Annotated in this window: 15 protein-coding genes; 8 read left to right on the forward strand and 7 right to left on the reverse strand. The window is 54.2% G+C overall.

The features are described 5' to 3' along the window. Positions 1–77: 77 nt before the first annotated feature. Complete coding sequence (locus tag A6R74_RS09515) at positions 78–2,267, forward strand: OsmC domain/YcaO domain-containing protein (RefSeq protein ID WP_064234274.1); 2,190 nt, start codon at positions 78–80, stop codon at positions 2,265–2,267. A 76-nt stretch (positions 2,268–2,343) separates the two neighbouring features. On the opposite strand, the gene A6R74_RS09520 is transcribed toward A6R74_RS09515, so the two are convergent. Next, positions 2,344–3,246, reverse strand: coding sequence for an alpha/beta fold hydrolase (locus A6R74_RS09520; RefSeq protein WP_064234275.1), 903 nt, complete (start codon positions 3,244–3,246; stop codon positions 2,344–2,346). Between the two features lie 89 nt (positions 3,247–3,335). Here A6R74_RS09520 and A6R74_RS09525 point away from each other — a divergent pair, with 89 nt between their 5' ends. After that, on the forward strand, positions 3,336–3,761 hold the full coding sequence (locus A6R74_RS09525; RefSeq protein ID WP_240488194.1) for a MerR family transcriptional regulator: 426 nt from the start codon (positions 3,336–3,338) through the stop codon (positions 3,759–3,761). A 35-nt stretch (positions 3,762–3,796) separates the two neighbouring features. Here A6R74_RS09525 and A6R74_RS09530 read toward each other — a convergent pair whose 3' ends face one another. Beyond that, entirely contained in the window at positions 3,797–4,699 is a 903-nt protein-coding gene (locus A6R74_RS09530; RefSeq protein WP_064234277.1) for a LysR family transcriptional regulator, read from the reverse strand. A gap of 101 nt (positions 4,700–4,800) precedes the next feature. Here A6R74_RS09530 and A6R74_RS09535 point away from each other — a divergent pair, with 101 nt between their 5' ends. The 3 genes from A6R74_RS09535 (at position 4,801) to A6R74_RS09545 (ending at position 7,768) form a co-directional block, all read left to right on the forward strand. Then, a complete protein-coding gene (locus A6R74_RS09535) occupies positions 4,801–5,016 on the forward strand; it encodes a DUF2798 domain-containing protein (RefSeq protein ID WP_064234278.1) in 216 nt (71 codons plus the stop codon). 187 nt (positions 5,017–5,203) lie between these two features. After that, entirely contained in the window at positions 5,204–6,667 is a 1,464-nt protein-coding gene (locus tag A6R74_RS09540) for an alanine/glycine:cation symporter family protein (RefSeq protein WP_064234279.1), read from the forward strand. Positions 6,668–6,706: 39 nt separating this feature from the next. Beyond that, on the forward strand, positions 6,707–7,768 hold the full coding sequence (locus A6R74_RS09545; RefSeq protein WP_064234280.1) for an asparaginase: 1,062 nt from the start codon (positions 6,707–6,709) through the stop codon (positions 7,766–7,768). On the opposite strand, the gene A6R74_RS09550 is transcribed toward A6R74_RS09545, so the two are convergent. From A6R74_RS09550 to A6R74_RS09565, 4 genes are all read right to left on the reverse strand, one after another. Further along, the gene (locus tag A6R74_RS09550; protein WP_064234281.1) at positions 7,737–8,966 is read right to left on the reverse strand and encodes a nucleoside recognition domain-containing protein; all 1,230 of its coding nucleotides are present in this window, start codon (positions 8,964–8,966) and stop codon (positions 7,737–7,739) included. The two genes, A6R74_RS09545 and A6R74_RS09550, sit on opposite strands and share 32 nt — an antisense overlap. 76 nt (positions 8,967–9,042) lie before the next feature. After that, complete coding sequence (locus A6R74_RS09555) at positions 9,043–9,975, reverse strand: lysine exporter LysO family protein (RefSeq protein ID WP_064234282.1); 933 nt, start codon at positions 9,973–9,975, stop codon at positions 9,043–9,045. Further along, a complete protein-coding gene (locus A6R74_RS09560; protein WP_240488195.1) occupies positions 9,976–10,713 on the reverse strand; it encodes a hypothetical protein in 738 nt (245 codons plus the stop codon). Between the two features lie 88 nt (positions 10,714–10,801). Next, positions 10,802–11,737, reverse strand: a complete 936-nt coding sequence (locus A6R74_RS09565; RefSeq protein ID WP_064234284.1) for a 2-hydroxyacid dehydrogenase — start codon at positions 11,735–11,737, stop codon at positions 10,802–10,804. Positions 11,738–12,041: 304 nt separating this feature from the next. Between A6R74_RS09565 and doeA the strand changes: the two genes are divergently transcribed. From doeA to A6R74_RS09580, 3 genes are read left to right on the forward strand one after another with little or no spacing between them, the layout of a single operon-like run. Beyond that, positions 12,042–13,241 (forward strand): ectoine hydrolase DoeA, encoded by a 1,200-nt coding sequence (doeA, locus tag A6R74_RS09570; RefSeq protein WP_064234285.1) that lies wholly within the window; start codon positions 12,042–12,044, stop codon positions 13,239–13,241. A gap of 30 nt (positions 13,242–13,271) precedes the next feature. Next, positions 13,272–14,288 carry a N(2)-acetyl-L-2,4-diaminobutanoate deacetylase DoeB gene (gene doeB, locus A6R74_RS09575; RefSeq protein WP_064234286.1) on the forward strand — a complete coding sequence of 339 codons (1,017 nt, stop codon included), beginning with the start codon at positions 13,272–13,274 and terminating at the stop codon, positions 14,286–14,288. Positions 14,289–14,296: 8 nt separating this feature from the next. Then, a complete protein-coding gene (locus tag A6R74_RS09580; RefSeq protein WP_064234287.1) occupies positions 14,297–14,773 on the forward strand; it encodes an Lrp/AsnC family transcriptional regulator in 477 nt (158 codons plus the stop codon). Positions 14,774–14,808: 35 nt separating this feature from the next. On the opposite strand, the gene A6R74_RS09585 is transcribed toward A6R74_RS09580, so the two are convergent. Beyond that, entirely contained in the window at positions 14,809–15,456 is a 648-nt protein-coding gene (locus A6R74_RS09585) for a DUF1523 family protein (RefSeq protein WP_064234288.1), read from the reverse strand. Between the last annotated feature and the right edge of the window lie 201 nt (positions 15,457–15,657).

A 15,657-nucleotide genomic window follows, 5' to 3' on the forward strand; every position in this document is an offset into this window, starting at 1 on the left:
TGGATAATGGCTGCCATTCGCCTACCGGCTTAAGTATTTAACGGCCCAGGCACACTCATTACCCCGGACGCCCGCTCATGGAAATCAAAGTTAACTATCTCGACAACCTCCGTCTGGAGGCCAAGTTCGACGATTTTACCGTTATCTCCGACCAGCCGATTCGCTATAAAGGGGACGGCTCGGCGCCTGGCCCGTTCGATTACTTCCTGGCCTCATCGGCGATGTGCGCCGCCTACTTCGTCAAGGTGTACTGCAACGCGCGGGATATCCCTACCGAAAATATCCGTCTTTCCCAGAACAACATCGTCGACCCGGAAGATCGCTATAAGCAGATTTTTAAAATCCAGGTCGAGCTGCCAGAAGATATTTCCGAGAAGGATCGCCAGGGCATTCTGCGCTCCATTGATCGCTGCACGGTTAAGAAAGTGGTGCAAACCGGCCCTGATTTCCAGATCGAGACGGTAGAGAACATCGACGAAGACGCCCAGGCGCTGCTGATGGGCGCGCCAGAAGGTAGCAGCACCTATATTGAGGGCAAAGACCTGCCGCTGGAGCAGACCATTGCCAACATGAGCGCGATTCTGGCGAATCTGGGCATGAAGATCGAGATCGCCTCCTGGCGCAATATCGTCCCTCACGTATGGTCGCTGCATATCCGTGATGCGGCCTCGCCAATGTGTTTTACCAACGGCAAAGGCGCGACCAAAGAGAGCGCGCTGTGTTCGGCATTGGGCGAGTTTATCGAGCGTTTGAGCTGCAACTTTTTCTACAACGACCAGTTCTTTGGCGAAGAAATTGCCAATAGCGAATTCGTTCACTACCCCAATGAGAAGTGGTTCCAGCCGGGCCCAAACGATGAACTGCCCGATGAGATTCTCGACGAGCACTGCTTGGCGATCTATAACCCGGAAGGCGAGCTTTGCGGTTCCAACCTGATTGATACCAACTCTGGTCGCGAGGATCGGGGCATCGTCTCGCTGCCTTTTGTGCGCCAAAGCGATGGCGAGACGGTTTACTTTCCTTCCAACCTGATCGAAAACCTGTTCCTCAGTAACGGCATGAGTGCGGGCAATACCCTGGTGGAAGCCCAGGTGCAGTGCCTGTCGGAAATCTTCGAGCGGGCGGTAAAGCGTGAAATCTTGGAGCAGGAGTTGACCCTGCCGGATGTGCCGCAGGAGGTGCTGGCGAAATACCCCAGCATTGTCGAAGGCATCAACGCTTTGGAAGCCCAGGGGTTCCCGGTGCTAGTTAAGGATGCCTCCATGGGCGGGCAGTTCCCGGTGATGTGCGTCACCTTGATGAACCCGCGTACCGGTGGCGTGTTTGCCTCCTTTGGTGCCCACCCAAGCTTTGAAGTGGCGCTGGAGCGCAGCCTGACCGAATTGCTCCAGGGTCGCAGCTTTGAAGGCCTGAACGACTTGCCGTTACCGACCTTCAACTCGCAAACCGTGGCCGAGCCGAACAACTTCGTTGAGCACTTTATCGACTCGGTAGGCGTGGTCTCCTGGCGTTTCTTTAGCGCCAAGCCTGACTTTGAGTTCAGCGAGTGGGACTTCTCCGGCAGCAATGAAGAAGAAGCCGAGACGCTGTTCGGTATCTTTGAAGACCTGGGCGCGGAAGTGTACATGGCCGTGCATGAAGACCTAGGCGCGCCGGTGTGCCGCATTCTGGTGCCGGGCTACTCCGAGGTGTATCCGATCGAGGATTTGATCTGGGATAACACCAACAAGGCGCTGGATTACCGCGAGGATATTCTCAACCTGCACCGCCTGGATGACGATCAGCTCACCGATCTTGTGGAGCGGCTGGAAGAGAGCCAGATGGACGACCACGCCGATATCATCACGCTAATCGGTATCGAGTTTGATGAAAACACCGTGTGGGGCCAACTGACCATTCTGGAACTGAAGCTGCTGGTTTATCTAGCGCTACAACGCCATGAAGAAGCGCTGGACTGCGTACAGATGTTCCTGCAGTACAACGATAACACCGTCGAGCGCGGCCTGTTCTATCAAGCGGTCAACGCGGTGCTGGAAATTGAGCTGGATGACGAGCTGGAGTTGGACGATTACTTGTACAACTTCCAGCGTATGTTCGGTGAAGAAACTATGACGGCGGTTGTTGGCTCGGTGGAAGGCTCCGTACGTTTCCATGGCTTAACGCCCACTAACATGCAGCTAGAAGGCCTAGAACGTCATCAGCGCTTGATCGAAAGCTATAAGAAGCTCCATGCGGCAAGGACAGCTAAAGCAGGTTTAAACAAGTAGCTGTAAACTTGTTTGGGCCATTAACTCAGTGGTTAGAGTCACTGTTTAATGGCCCCGATACTGCTATGCGTAGACTTTAGTTAAGGAGGTCTTCAATAAAAATTGCCAAGTCTTGGTTGAATCGGGCGCTCTCTTCTATAAAAGGTGCATGTCCTGAGTTTTTATAGATGAGTGTTTCGACATTGGGATTCACCTCTTTAGCCCTGTTGATTGACGCATCCACCTGCACCAATGCATCTTTTTCGCCATACAACATCAGGACGGGTTTATTTGTTCTGCCAAGCCCCGCAAGTGGAATGCTCATGGACAGAACGCTCTCTTTCATATCCCAGGAAGCTAGTGCTGCATTCGCCAGCAGTAGCTGAAAAGTGGCACTTTCTGGTTGCTGGTCAAAGCAAAGGCGTAGGAAAGCACGCGTTGCCTCTAAGTTGGTTTTCAGGTTTTCAGAGACCATTTCCTGATAAATTTCAGGGTGAGAAGTGATCAGTTCAGCACTGAGTTCGACAACGCCATCAACATACACTGCACCACTGATGTCGCTGTCATCGTAATAGTTCAGGTAGTTAGAAATGACCGCGCCTCCCAATGACCAGCCTACCAGTATGGGCTGCTGGGCGTTTGTGGCTTGGATGACCGCTGCAAGGTCATCTGCCCAACGGCGCCCATCGCTGTAAGCGATGGCTTCCTCTGGTTTGCCGGATAAACCATGTCCGCGAAGGTCATAAGTAATGAGCCGATATTTCTGCAGAAGCTCGCTATTGACCTGTGGCTGCCAATTGAGATGGCTGCCCAGATACCCGTGAATGAAGACAACCGGTTGCCCTTCAGGATCACCGGACTCTTGCACGGCAATTGAAATGCCGTCGGTTGAGGCCACCTCGTATTGGATTGTTTCTGCAGGCGCCGTTAATGAAAACGCTAGCAATAGACTTGCAGTCATCAATGTAAAAATTGCGCGATAGAACTTGGACACAGACATCCTTAACACCTCTTGGTTAATTGGTAGAGGTGAGCGTAAACTGTGACATTAGTGTGAGGGTCAAGCACTCAATGAGGGAGAAGGTGGTCTTGAAGAAAAGTAGTGTTAAATCGCCGCTCAAAATTGGTCAGCTTTCTCGGGAAACGGGTGTCAGTATCCGCTCGATCCGGCACTATGATGCACATGAGCTGCTTAATTCTTCGCGTTCAGAAAATGGCTATCGGGTGTTTTCTGTTATAGCAATCACACAGGTCAGGCAGATACAACGACTGATTAATAGTGGGTTCAACCTTAAAGAAATCAGTACGTTTCCGGAGTGTATGCGGCTGAAAGAAGGGGCAGCTTTTTGTCCGGAAACCATTGCAACACAGCGTCAAAGATTAACCAAAATCGAAGACCGAATTGCTGACTTGGAGGCTATCAGGAAGGAACTTTTAGACTCTATTCAAGCCAGTGAAATAAATGGCCCGTTTCAGCCATTATCTGTGACAAAAGATATTAACGCAGAAACCTGACCGCTGTTTAATGAGGTCTGTTCCTAACGGACAGCCTAACCAGCAGAGTGGAACCAGCTTTGGTGGCTGAGGAATTCGATTAACTCGCTTCGAAACAGCTTGGCCCGCGCTGAAAGGCTACGCCGGTAGGGCCATACCAAGAAGATCTCTCGGTGGCGCCCCCGCCATTCAGGGAGTACCCGTATTAACTCTCCCGTTTGTAAGCTATTCGCGACCATACTGGCGGGCATTAAGGTGACGCCTGCGCCCGATTTAGCGAGATTGAGCACAATATTCATATCGTTACTGATGTGAAAGTGGTTCTTATGACAAGCGTGCTGACTACCCGTTTGGTGGAACAGCTGCCACTCGCTAAACATCTTTGCTGCCACGCTGGGGCACGCCTGCAATTCTTCAACCGTATGGGGAAGAGAGTGCTTCATCGTCGCTGACGCCACCAAAATCGGCTCTATATAGCCTAGGTATTTCTGGATCAGGGTTGAATCTTTTTGTGGCCCAGAGCGAAGCGCAATATCCGCCTGATGGTCGCGAATATCGACCACGTTGTTATCGAGTTCGATCGTCAGTGCAATCTCAGGGTAGCGATCAATAAAGTGTCGCCAAAACACATCTAGCGGCCCGCTGCCCAGATTGACGGGTGCCATAATCTTCAACGGCCCGCTTAGGCTATGTAGTGCCTGATCCAGATCCAAAATACGCTGATCAAGGGCGAGCACCAGTTCCTCGCACTCGCGATAATACGACTCGCCGTGGGGCGTTAACGTTAACCCTTTGGTTGAGCGATAGAGTAGCTCTACGCCTAGCGTGGCCTCCAGTGCACTAATGCGCCGCGACACGGTAGCAATAGTCATCTTCAGCGTTGCCGCCGCTGCGGTAAGGCTGTGCTGATTGGCAGCCACGATGAAGATGTTTAGATCATCCAAAGACGGTTTGCGCATTTTGCAATTCTGTAAAATGGTTTCTTATATATTGGCATATATTACCGTAATAGGTATTTGCTAGCCTTGGCGCAGGTAAATAATGCTCTTAAGGATGCCCCATGAAACATAGAATTATTTTCGCGCTACTGATGTCTTTTACCCTCTCACTGATTATGTCGGCGTGGGTGACTTACGTGAATATCGGTGCTCATTCCGATTTTGTGGCTATTTGGATGCATGCATGGCTCCTTGCTTGGCCTGCCGCTGGGATCATCGCCTTTATCAGCGGCCCCTTTATCCATAAGTTAGCCCACCGCATTGCCGAGAAGATCTGATCGCGTGACTGATGCACTCTGGCGCACCCGCTGATGCAGTGAGTGCACACAACTGCACCGCTGCGCCAAATTTAATCCTGCCCCACGCTTGGTAAAACATTCTCCGCGGCGCGAATTCCAAACGCGCGATCTTAAAAGCGACGCGAATTCCAACATAACGCTAATACAAAAACGCGGAGAGAATCACATGCTCGATATGCTCAATGACCTCCTTTGGGGGAAGGTTCTGCTAGTGCTGCTGGTGGGCGTTGGCATCGGTTTTACCGTTGCATCCCGCTTTGTGCAGTTTCGCTATTTCGGTGAGATGTTTCGTATCCTGGGTTCCGGCCAAGCCTTTAAACGCAACCAGCACGGTCACTTAAGCTCGTTTCAGGCGCTGGTGCTTTCGGTGGCCGGGCGAGTAGGTGGCGGCAACATCGCCGGTGTCGCAGTGGCGATTACGCTGGGTGGCCCAGGGGCGATTTTCTGGATGTGGCTGGTGGGCTTGATGGGCATGGCCACCAGCTTCCTGGAGTGTACCCTGGCACAGACCTATAAAGAGGCCGAAGGTGATGGCACTTACCGTGGTGGCCCAGCGTACTATATCGTTAAAGGGCTAGGTAAGCAGTGGCGTTGGCTGGCAGCGTTCTACTCGGTATTGCTGCTGTTGACCTTCGGCTTTGCGTTTACCGCGCTGCAATCATATTCGGTAGCGACCTCTTTCGGTGACGCTTTCGGCGTGCCGGTGCTGTATAGCGGCATTGGCCTGGCCATGCTGGTCGGGCTGATTATTTTCGGCGGTATTAAGCGTATTGCGCGTATTTCCGAGGTATTGGTGCCCTTTATGGCGGTGAGCTATATCGCCATTGCGCTGCTGGTTATCGCCATGAATATTACTGAAATCCCTGGTGTGATAACGCTGATCGTAAAAAGCGCTTTCGGCCTTGAACCGCTGATTGGTGGCGGTATCGGCGCGGCAATCATGATGGGTCTGAAACGTGGCCTGTTCTCAAACGAAGCGGGTCTGGGTAGTGCGCCCAATGTGGCGGCAGTGGCTTACGTACCGCACCCAGCGAACCAGGGCATCGTGCAAGCGTTTTCAGTCTTTATCGATACCGTGATTATTTGTTCTGCTACGGCTTTTTTGATTCTACTCAGCGGTGTGTACGACCCTGCTGCGGGCGCTGGGGTTGAGGGCATCGCCCTGACTCAGGCAGCGTTGGCCGACCATGTGGGCGAATGGGGCCGCACCTTTGTCAGCCTGGCACTGCTGCTGTTTGCCTTCAGTACGATTCTTTATAACTACTACCTGGGTGAGAACAGCCTCAACTTCTTCAGTCGCGACAACCAGAATCTGTTTAACGCCTTCCGCGTCGCCATTGTGCTACTGGTGTGCTGGGGCGCGACCACCGATTTGGGCACCGTATTCGGTTTTGCGGATGTCACCATGGGGCTATTGGCGGTCGTTAACCTGTTTGCGCTGATTCTGCTGTTCAAGTGTGGCCTGCGCATTTTGAAGGACTTCGATGTGCAGCGTCGGCAGGGCATCAAACAGCCGATTTTTGATGCTAACCAGCACCCAGATCTCGATTTGGATCCCAAAGCCTGGGAACTGGACCCTGAAGAGGCTGCAGCGTTAAAACAGCGACTGGAAAGCGCCTCTGCTAAGTAAGTGAGTATCTAGATTGTATTAATAAAGAAAGGAGTGCCCATGCCCCGCGTACTGATGCTCTATACCGGTGGGACGATTGGTATGCAGCCATCGCCACAAGGCTACGTGCCCTGCGCGGGGCTGGCCGAACGTCTATCAACGCATTTGGCCCTGAGTGACCCTTATCGGCTGCCAGCGTTCGATGTGCTGGAAATGCAGCCGCTAATTGATAGCGCAGAGTTAATGCCCGAGGCCTGGAATCGCCTGGTGGCGCTGCTGGAAAGCCACTGGCCGCGCTACGATGCGTTTGTGGTACTCCACGGCACCGATACCATGGCTTACAGCGCTGCCGCGCTTTCGTTTATGCTCGGTGCGTTGAACAAGCCGGTAATCTTCACCGGCTCCCAAATTCCACTGGGTGAGCCAAGAAGCGATGCGCTGAATAATGTGGTCAGCGCGCTGCAGCTTGCGGCTCATCCCGCGACCCCTTGCGAAGTAAGCCTGGCATTTCACGACCGCCTGCTGCGTGGTAACCGGGCGCGCAAGGTGCGCACTCAAGGCTTGGATGCCTTCGACTCACCCAACTTCCCCTGGCTTGCCGAGCTGGGCATTGGTGTAAGCTTCCCCCAGCCCTCGGCACTGCTGAGCGGTCTACCCAATTTTGCGCCTATTGAGGTGGACGACGAGGCTGTCGCAGTACTGCCGCTGCACCCAGGGATGTCGCTGCGCCGCGCGAAAATGCTGCTGGAAGATGAAACGCTAAAAGGACTGGTGCTGCATAGCTACGGGGTGGGCAACCCGCCTAGTTTTGAAGGCGAGCTGCTTAACGCCTTGAAGACGGCCACCGAGCGTGGCGTAGCGCTGCTCAATGTGACTCAGTGTGCCCAAGGCGAAGTGGTACAGGGGGCTTACGCCACCGGCGCCGAGCTTAATCATGTGGGCGTTATTCCTGGAAGCGATATCACCCTGGAAGCCGCTATCGCGAAGCTTACTGTGCTGCTAGGTCGTGGGTTAGCTGGCGGGGCTCTTCGGCAGGCCTTGAAGAGTGCTATGCGGGGCGAGTGTAGCGCATTAGGTATTCAGTCTCAGCTTACCCAAAAAACCAATAGCACACAGCAATAGCAGTGGTAATCCCTGCGAAGTCAGCCACCAGCGCGCAGCCTAGCCCATGGCGAATGCGCGTGATGCCCACCGCGCCAAAGTAGACGGCTAACACATAGAACGTGGTTTCAGTGCTGCCCTGCATGGTGGCTGCGAGTAGGCCTGGAAAGCTATCGACGCCGAAGGTGTCCATGGTTTCGATCATCATGGCGCGGGCGCCACTGCCGGAAAGTGGCTTCACAAAGGCGGTAGGCAGCGCATCCACAAAGCGGGTATCCCAGCCAAAGCCCTCTACCAGCCAGCGGATGCCGCTAAGTCCCGCGTCTAGCACGCCACTGGCGCGCAGCACGCCGACCGCCACCAGCATGGCAATCAAATAAGGAAGCAGCGTAATGGTAAAGCTCAGCCCCTCTTTAGCACCTTCGATAAAAGCGTCATACACCCTTACACCACGCAGCGCGCCGACTACCAGAAACATCATCACGATGCTAAAGAGCGTCAGGTTGCCGACCAGTGTAGAGGCCGCGGCCAGCGCTTGAGCGGACATTCCCGCTAGCGTGGTAATTAAAAGCCCCAAGGCAAGTGCAGCGGCGAGTAAGTAAGCCAGCACGATGGGCTGCCATAGCTTTAAGCGCTGCATTACTGAGACAGCTAGCAGCCCTGCAAAGCTAGAGGCGGTTGTGGCTAAAAGAATAGGTAAAAACACCAGCGTGGGGTCGGCAGCCCCTTGCTGAGCGCGATACATAAAAATGGTTACCGGTAATAATGTTAGCGATGAGGTATTGAGCACCAGAAACAGAATTTGCGCGTTGCTGGCGGTCTCGCTGCTGGGGTTAAGGCTCTGAAGAGAGTGCATCGCCTTGATGCCAATCGGCGTGGCGGCGTTATCCAGGCCCAGGATATTAGCCGCGAAGTTCATACTGATTAGCCCCATAGCAGGGTGGCCGCGGGGAACCTCAGGCATTAAGCGGCAGAACAACGGGTCGAGCACCCGCCCCAGCAAGCGAATCAAGCCGGCTTTTTCGGCAATCGAAAGAAACCCCAGCCATAGTGTCATGGTGCCTAGCAGCACCAGAATAATATCGACGCTCACTTTCGCCATATCGAACAGCGACTGCACCAAGCGGGCAAACACCTCGCTGTCGCCACCTACCAACCACTGCCAGAGGGAGGCCGCAAAGGCCGCGATAAAGAAGCTTAACCAAATTCCGTTGAGCATAGGGGGCTGGCATCCAGGGCGGTGATCGGTTAGACAGGCAGTGCTGCTTATCCTAACCAATCAATGCACAACATCGCTAACCCGACAGCGAAAGAAAAAACAGAATCAGTGGCGGTGATAGCAGCGAGAGAATAAACCCGCTGACCACGGCAATAGGAACGCAAGCTACGCCGCCGTGCTGCTGAATGACGGGCAGGGTGAAGTCCATGGAGGTGGCGCCGCCGTAGCCAATCGCCAGCGCGGTGTGGCGGTGTATGACCAGCGGAATCAGGATAAACGCCAGCAGCTCACGGGTGAGGTCGTTAAAAAATGCCACGCCGCCCATTAAAGGGCCCAGCTGGTCGCCGATCAAGATGGCGGAAAGCGAGTACCAGCCAAAGCCTGACGCCATCGCCAAGCCTTCGTTCCAGCTTAGCGAGAGCAGCGGCGCGGCGGCTAAGCCTGCCAACAGCGAACTGATTGCTAGTGTTACCGCAATTGCCAGCCCCATGCGGTTGAGCAAAATCTGTTTGAGCGGCATGCCGGAATTTCGCAGTTGGCAGCCAATCAGCGCTAGCAGCACATAGAGTACCCATTCGGCCAATACGTCTGCGGTGTTGAAAAGCTTTTCACCCAGGTGTGGCCCCAGCAGCAGGCCAGCGATAATACCCCCAGCCACTACGGCGACCAATAACAGTGAACCCTGCATGGCCGCTAGCTTGCTGGTGGGAGCGTCTTTTATCACTGGCGAGTTGCCTGCCTTAAGTGTTAACCGGCGCGATAGCCACCATAGCGCTGCTAAGTTAAACAGCGTGGTAATGCTAAACAACAGCAAAGCGTTGCCGCCCAAACGCGAAAGCTGACTAGACAGATTCTCAAGGCCAGCAAGGCTTATTCCCATGAACAGTAGGATCAAATAGACCGAGCTATTGACTGCGCTGTTGATTAGGCTCTGTAGCTGAGCGGAGCGAACACGAACCAAATAGCCGAGTAAAAGCGGTAGTAGAACAATCAATAAACCCGATAGCATTTAGGGCGTCGCGCCCCCGTTTGGTTGGAAGTTAGTCAGTGTGAGCTGAGTTTCACGGCTGCCTTCTTTTTGGTACACCACCGATAGAATCAGGCCGGGCCAGTCAGGGTGAAAACGGATCTGGAGAAGACGGTCAGGCTTTTCAACATCAATCAGGGAGACGTTTAGCGCTTCAAACTCGTCGCCGGACATGCCAATGCTGCCGGGATCAGTTATCCGTTGTTTATCAACATAGTATTGGAAATGCTCATCACGCCCTTTGTGATCGACAAACTCAATGTCGCAGGGGGCGCTTTCCGTGCAGTTTTCATGCCCTGCTCGGCGCGAAAGGTCAAATAGCGCTGTTTGCCGGTCTAATGTGGGAATATCCCGCTCGCTCAATTGATAGCTGTCACCGACGCCGAGCAATGAATAGCTACTGCTATAGAGCAATGCGTGGGTATCATTATCATTTAGCGAAAAACGGCTGAACTCCTGTCCACGCGCCACAGTGACCGAAAAGCGCATATCGCTTAACCAGTGATTCCCTTCGTTAGAGAGGCGATGGGTAATGGTAGCCCCTGGCCAACCGCGAACCTCAAGCCGGTACTGTGCTTCAAAAGGCCTGGGGGCTTCAAAGAGCTGCGGGTCTTTGAGTGTGTTTGCTGCTAAGGCAATGTCGCTAGAACACAAGACGGCAAAACTCAGCCCCAACCCTGCTAGCGCGCGGCCAGACAGTCGTACGAGAACATTGACCAAGAGCCTTTCCTCCATAAAAACGTATCTTCCTAAGAGCCTTTAGGCTGCACTTGGTTCCCAGCGCGCCAGTATAGCCCGGGTGGGGGCGTCAGTAACCTGCCTCAGGGTTGATCGTGGCAAGTTTTTCACCCGATTCAAAGGCATGCAAGTAAGAGATCACTTGGTCAATGGCATCGTTAAGCGGAGTAGGCGCGGCCATGTGCGGCGTGACAATGACCTTGGGGTGTTGCCAGAGCGGATTGTCAGTGGGCAACGGCTCTTCATGGAATACATCCAACAGTGCACCCCGCAAGTGCCCCAGCTGGTGTCCACTACCCAGTGCTTCCAATAGTGCCTGTTCATCAATCAGGCTGCCACGGCCAGGGTTAATCACGCTGGCGCCTTGGGGCAGTTGGGCCAGCCGCTCGGCGTTGAGAATGTGTCGAGTGGCGGCGGTGTCGGGGAGAATAGTGATCAGGCTCTGTACTTGGCCAAGCAGTTCGTTGAGCCCATCATCGCCGTGAAAACAGCGTACTCCGCTGATCTGCTTGGGTGAGCGGCTCCAGCCCAGCACTGGGAAACCCGCTTGCTGCAAGGCGCTGGCGACAAAGCTGCCAATCGCGCCCAGACCTAATACGCCCACCGGCCACTGGGACTTCTCCACGACCTCTTGCGGCTTCCAAATGGCGCTTTGCTGCTGTTCCGCGTAACGATCCATGCTGCGGTAGAAGTGCAGCACGCCATAGAGGGCGTAATCGGCCATCAGCTCGCCCATGCCCGCATCGCGTAGTTTTACGATTGGCACACCGCTGGGCAGCCCTGGGGTTTTTAGCAAATAATCCACCCCCGCACCCAAATTGATGATGCCTTTTAGCTGGGTCTGCTCTTGCAGCAAATGCTCGGGGGCCTTCCAGATAGCGAGATAGTCGGCCCCTTTACGCTCATCCGCTGGCGCTTTGCTGGTCAGCACGGTGGCTTGGGGCAGTGCCTCAGCAAGCGCTGCTTGCCATTGATCAGCCTCATCAATATGCACAACAATTTTCATCCCGCACCCCTCTTCTAAAAGTATTATCACTGCAGGTTATCATGGTGAGTGGTAAAGGCTGTTGCAAGCTTGCTTAGTGCAAATAACGAGGCCGTATGCACTTTTTGTCATAAAGCCTTTGACCGCTGACCAAGGGTCGGTGCTAGTATCGGCTTAAGACGACATTGGCGGGCCTGCTGCAACGGCAGCAGATGCAACCCCGACGCCTGATCGGTGGTGGCCAGGTCGATCCTGTGGCCCAGCGTTGCGTGCCTATAGTGGGCAGTGCGCTGGCTCTTGGTGATCTTTAATGGCGAGTTGGCCGATGACTCAGGTTTCCCTGCCTTTCACGCGCGAAGAGTACGCTACACGCCTGTGGAAAGTGCGTGCTGAAATGGCCAGTCGTGGCATTGACGTATTGATCGTCAGTGACCCTTCCAATATGGCTTGGCTAACCGGCTACGACGGTTGGTCGTTTTATGTGCATCAGTGTGTGCTGGTGGGCCTTGAAGGCGAGCCGGTATGGTTTGGACGGCGCATGGATGCCAACGGTGCTCTGCGCACCTGCTGGATCGACCCTGACAATATTACCTACTACCCGGATTACTACGTACAGAATCCGGACATGCATCCGATGGAGTATCTGGCGCAGTCGATTATGCCTGACCGCGGCTGGCATTTGGGTGTGGTGGGTATGGAGATGGATAACTACTACTTCTCCGCCAAGGCCTATCTAAGCCTACTTAAAGAGCTGCCCCATGCGCGCTTTATGGATGCCAATTCGCTAGTGAACTGGTGTCGGGCAATCAAATCGCCCCAAGAAGTCGCCTATATGCGCATTGCCGCCAAAATTGTGGAAGGCATGCACACGCGTATTCTGGAAGTGATTGAACCAGGCTTGCCCAAGAGCAAACTGGTATCGGAGATTTATCGCGTTGGCATCGAAGGCTTTGTGGATGAGAACGGCAAAGTCTTTGGCGGTGACTATCCCGCCATTGTGCCCATGCTGCCCACCGGCAAAGACGCTGCGGCGCCGCACCTGACTTGGGACGACACGCCGTTTCGCAAAGGTGAGGGCACGTTCTTTGAGATTGCCGGGGTGTTTAAGCGCTACCACGCGCCGATGTCGCGCACGGTCTTCCTGGGCACTCCGCCTATGGACTTTATTCGTGCGGAATCCGCCCTTTTGGAAGGCATCGAAAACGGCTTGGCGGTGGCCAAACCAGGGAATCGCACGGCAGATATCGCCATGGCGCTGGGTGCGGCGATGGATAAATATGGCTTTGACCGTGGCGGCGCTCGTTGTGGTTACCCCATCGGCATTTCGTACCCGCCCGACTGGGGTGAGCGCACCATGAGCCTGCGCCCCTCGGATGACACCATTCTGCAACCGGGCATGACGTTCCACTTTATGCCGGGGCTATGGGTGGAAGAGTGGGGCCTGGAAATTACCGAAAGTATTTTAATCACCGAAGACGGCTGCGAAACCCTGGCCAATTTTCCGCGCCAGCTGTTTGTTAAATAACCGCCTATACGAACACCGAAGGAAACCGTAATGACCCAGCGACCCAGCCCTATTTCTGCCACCGTGGATTTTGACGCCGATGGTGTACAGCACGGTTTTTTAAAGCTGCCGATCTCAACCGATGAATCTGCTTGGGGCGCGGTGATGATCCCCGTCACCGTAGTGAAAAATGGCGACGGCCCCACGGCGCTTTTGACCGGCGGTAACCACGGCGATGAATATGAGGGTATTACCTCGCTGTTGAAGCTCTCTTCAACGCTGAAAGCAGAGGATGTCACGGGCCGGGTAATTATCGTGCCGTGCATGAATACCCCAGCGGTGATGGCGGGCAAACGCACCTCGCCGATGGATAAGGGCAACCTAAATCGAAGCTTCCCAGGTGACCCCAACGGCAGCGTGACACCGCAAATTGCCGACTACTTCACCCGCGTGTTGGTGCCCATGGCGGATGTAGTGCTCGATCTGCACTCCGGTGGGCGCACGCTGGACATTCTGCCCTTTGGTGCGTCCCACGTGCTGGACAATAAAGCACAGCAGCAGGCCGCCTTGGAAGGTGCCAAAGCCTTCGGCGCCCCTTACGCCATGGTGATGTTCGAATTGGATGCGGAAAGACTCTTTGACACCGCCTGCGAGCGCCAGGGCAAGGTATTTGTGGCTACTGAGCTGGGCGGCGGTGGTACCTCGACGCCCCAGAGTATCGCCATTGCTGAACGCGGTGTGCGTAACTTCTTAATTCACTACGGTCTGGTAGAAGGCGAAGTGGAAATGCCCGCAGGTGGGCAGATGTACCTCGATATGCCGGATGCCAGCTGCTACGTGCAGAGCCAACACTCTGGTGTTTTAGAACTGTTAGTGGCGTTAGGTGACGAAGTCAAAAAAGGCCAAACCATCGCCTACGTGTACGACATGACCCGTAGCGGCACCGACCCGGTCGCTTACAAAGCGGAGCGCGATGGCATTCTAATGGCCCGGCGCGCGCCCTCGCTGATCAATATGGGGGATACCCTGGCGGTGATTGCCGATGTTGTTGAACGCCTGGAGGCGTAGCCCTCGGCATGATGAAACTTGACCGTTACGATCTGAAAATTCTCGACATCCTCTCCCGCGATGGGCGAATCACCAAGTCGAAGCTGGCCGAGGCGATCAACCTCTCGGTCAGCCCCTGCTGGGAGCGGGTAAAGCGGCTGGAAAAAGCTGGGGTGATCCAAGGCTATAGCGCACGCATCAATACCGATGTGCTGGTGCCCCGCAACCCTGTATGGGTGCAAATCGAGCTCAAACAGCACAACGCCGAAAGCTTCACCCGCTTTGAAGCCCTGGTGATGCAAACCCCGGAAGTTACCGAGTGTGTGGCGGTAGGGGGAGGGGTGGATTACCTGGTGAAATTTGAAGCGCGCACCATCGATAGTTATCAGCGTTTGATGGATAAATGGCTGGTCTCCGAGGCTGGTATAGAACGTTATTTCACCTACATCGTGACGAAGACCGTTAAGCAGGAGCCGTTGGGAATTGAAACCGACGGCTCTATGTAGGGCTTTAAACCTCAGTAAGCTTTAATGCTAAGTGTCTATTTCTTTGTTTTCCAGGTATCCAGCCATGCTTGGAAGCGGTTTCGTTTTCTGGAGATGGCATCGCCTGCAGCGCTAAAGTTATCGCTGACCCCATCAAAAGCGGGCGATAAGCGGTCACGGCGAAAGCGTCTCCAGCGGTAGTAGCCGTATCCAAATAGGCCGCCAAAGGTGACCAGAAAAAGTGTCGAGAACCAGTTAAAGGGCTTATCTTCAGGGCCATCAACGGGCGTAATTGAAATGGCGTTGGGGAAAATAGAAAAGAAGATGCTTCTCCAGCCAAAGTATCTGACAGCAACCCACTGGGGATCTGTTTTGGTGGAGACTAGGTCGTTGGCCTCGGTGTAAAGGTTCGCCGTATCGAATTTGAAATAGGGTGGCCAGCCCCAGCCGGTATCCTCATTGCGGTACACAATGGTACGACCGTTACTCCGTACACCCTGAATAAATTGCACGTCACGGTTCATCAGCCGCTTCGACTGGGCGGTTGGGTCAGACCAAAAAATCCGTGTCCAATCATCCAGGTCGATACGCTCTTCGTGGGTGTTGACGATACGCACCACATCATATTTGGGTAAGCTGTAGTGTAAAAAGGCAGCGAAAAGTGTCCAGAAGGCAAGCAAAACAAACCATTTAACATAGACCATCAGGTCTCCTCACATGTAATTGGTAACGTAGAGGGTAAGCAAGATGGCACTTGGCGGTATAACGTAGACCAAGTGGATCAGCTTGCGTCGTAAAGAGCGGTCGTACTGCTGCATACCTTGGCGTATAAAGCTGGCACGACATGTGTTTGAAGCTTTTCGCTCCCAACGCTTTTGTAGTGCTAAGCGATGCCTGAAACGCAT

The sequence above is a fragment of the Halomonas sp. ALS9 genome (assembly GCF_001651035.1).
Taxonomy (GTDB): domain Bacteria; phylum Pseudomonadota; class Gammaproteobacteria; order Pseudomonadales; family Halomonadaceae; genus Vreelandella.

Bases quoted from the DNA above. Each gene is read 5' to 3' on its own strand.
- A6R74_RS09515 (WP_064234274.1), top strand. From the start codon at position 78: ATGGAAATCAAAGTTAACTATCTCGACAACCTCCGTCTGGAGGCCAAG.
- A6R74_RS09520 (WP_064234275.1), bottom strand. From the start codon at position 3,246: ATGTCTGTGTCCAAGTTCTATCGCGCAATTTTTACATTGATGACTGCA.
- A6R74_RS09530 (WP_064234277.1), bottom strand. From the start codon at position 4,699: ATGCGCAAACCGTCTTTGGATGATCTAAACATCTTCATCGTGGCTGCC.
- A6R74_RS09535 (WP_064234278.1), top strand. From the start codon at position 4,801: ATGAAACATAGAATTATTTTCGCGCTACTGATGTCTTTTACCCTCTCA.
- A6R74_RS09540 (WP_064234279.1), top strand. From the start codon at position 5,204: ATGCTCGATATGCTCAATGACCTCCTTTGGGGGAAGGTTCTGCTAGTG.
- A6R74_RS09545 (WP_064234280.1), top strand. From the start codon at position 6,707: ATGCCCCGCGTACTGATGCTCTATACCGGTGGGACGATTGGTATGCAG.
- A6R74_RS09550 (WP_064234281.1), bottom strand. From the start codon at position 8,966: ATGCTCAACGGAATTTGGTTAAGCTTCTTTATCGCGGCCTTTGCGGCC.
- A6R74_RS09555 (WP_064234282.1), bottom strand. From the start codon at position 9,975: ATGCTATCGGGTTTATTGATTGTTCTACTACCGCTTTTACTCGGCTAT.
- A6R74_RS09565 (WP_064234284.1), bottom strand. From the start codon at position 11,737: ATGAAAATTGTTGTGCATATTGATGAGGCTGATCAATGGCAAGCAGCG.
- doeA (WP_064234285.1), top strand. From the start codon at position 12,042: ATGACTCAGGTTTCCCTGCCTTTCACGCGCGAAGAGTACGCTACACGC.
- doeB (WP_064234286.1), top strand. From the start codon at position 13,272: ATGACCCAGCGACCCAGCCCTATTTCTGCCACCGTGGATTTTGACGCC.
- A6R74_RS09580 (WP_064234287.1), top strand. From the start codon at position 14,297: ATGATGAAACTTGACCGTTACGATCTGAAAATTCTCGACATCCTCTCC.
- A6R74_RS09585 (WP_064234288.1), bottom strand. From the start codon at position 15,456: ATGGTCTATGTTAAATGGTTTGTTTTGCTTGCCTTCTGGACACTTTTC.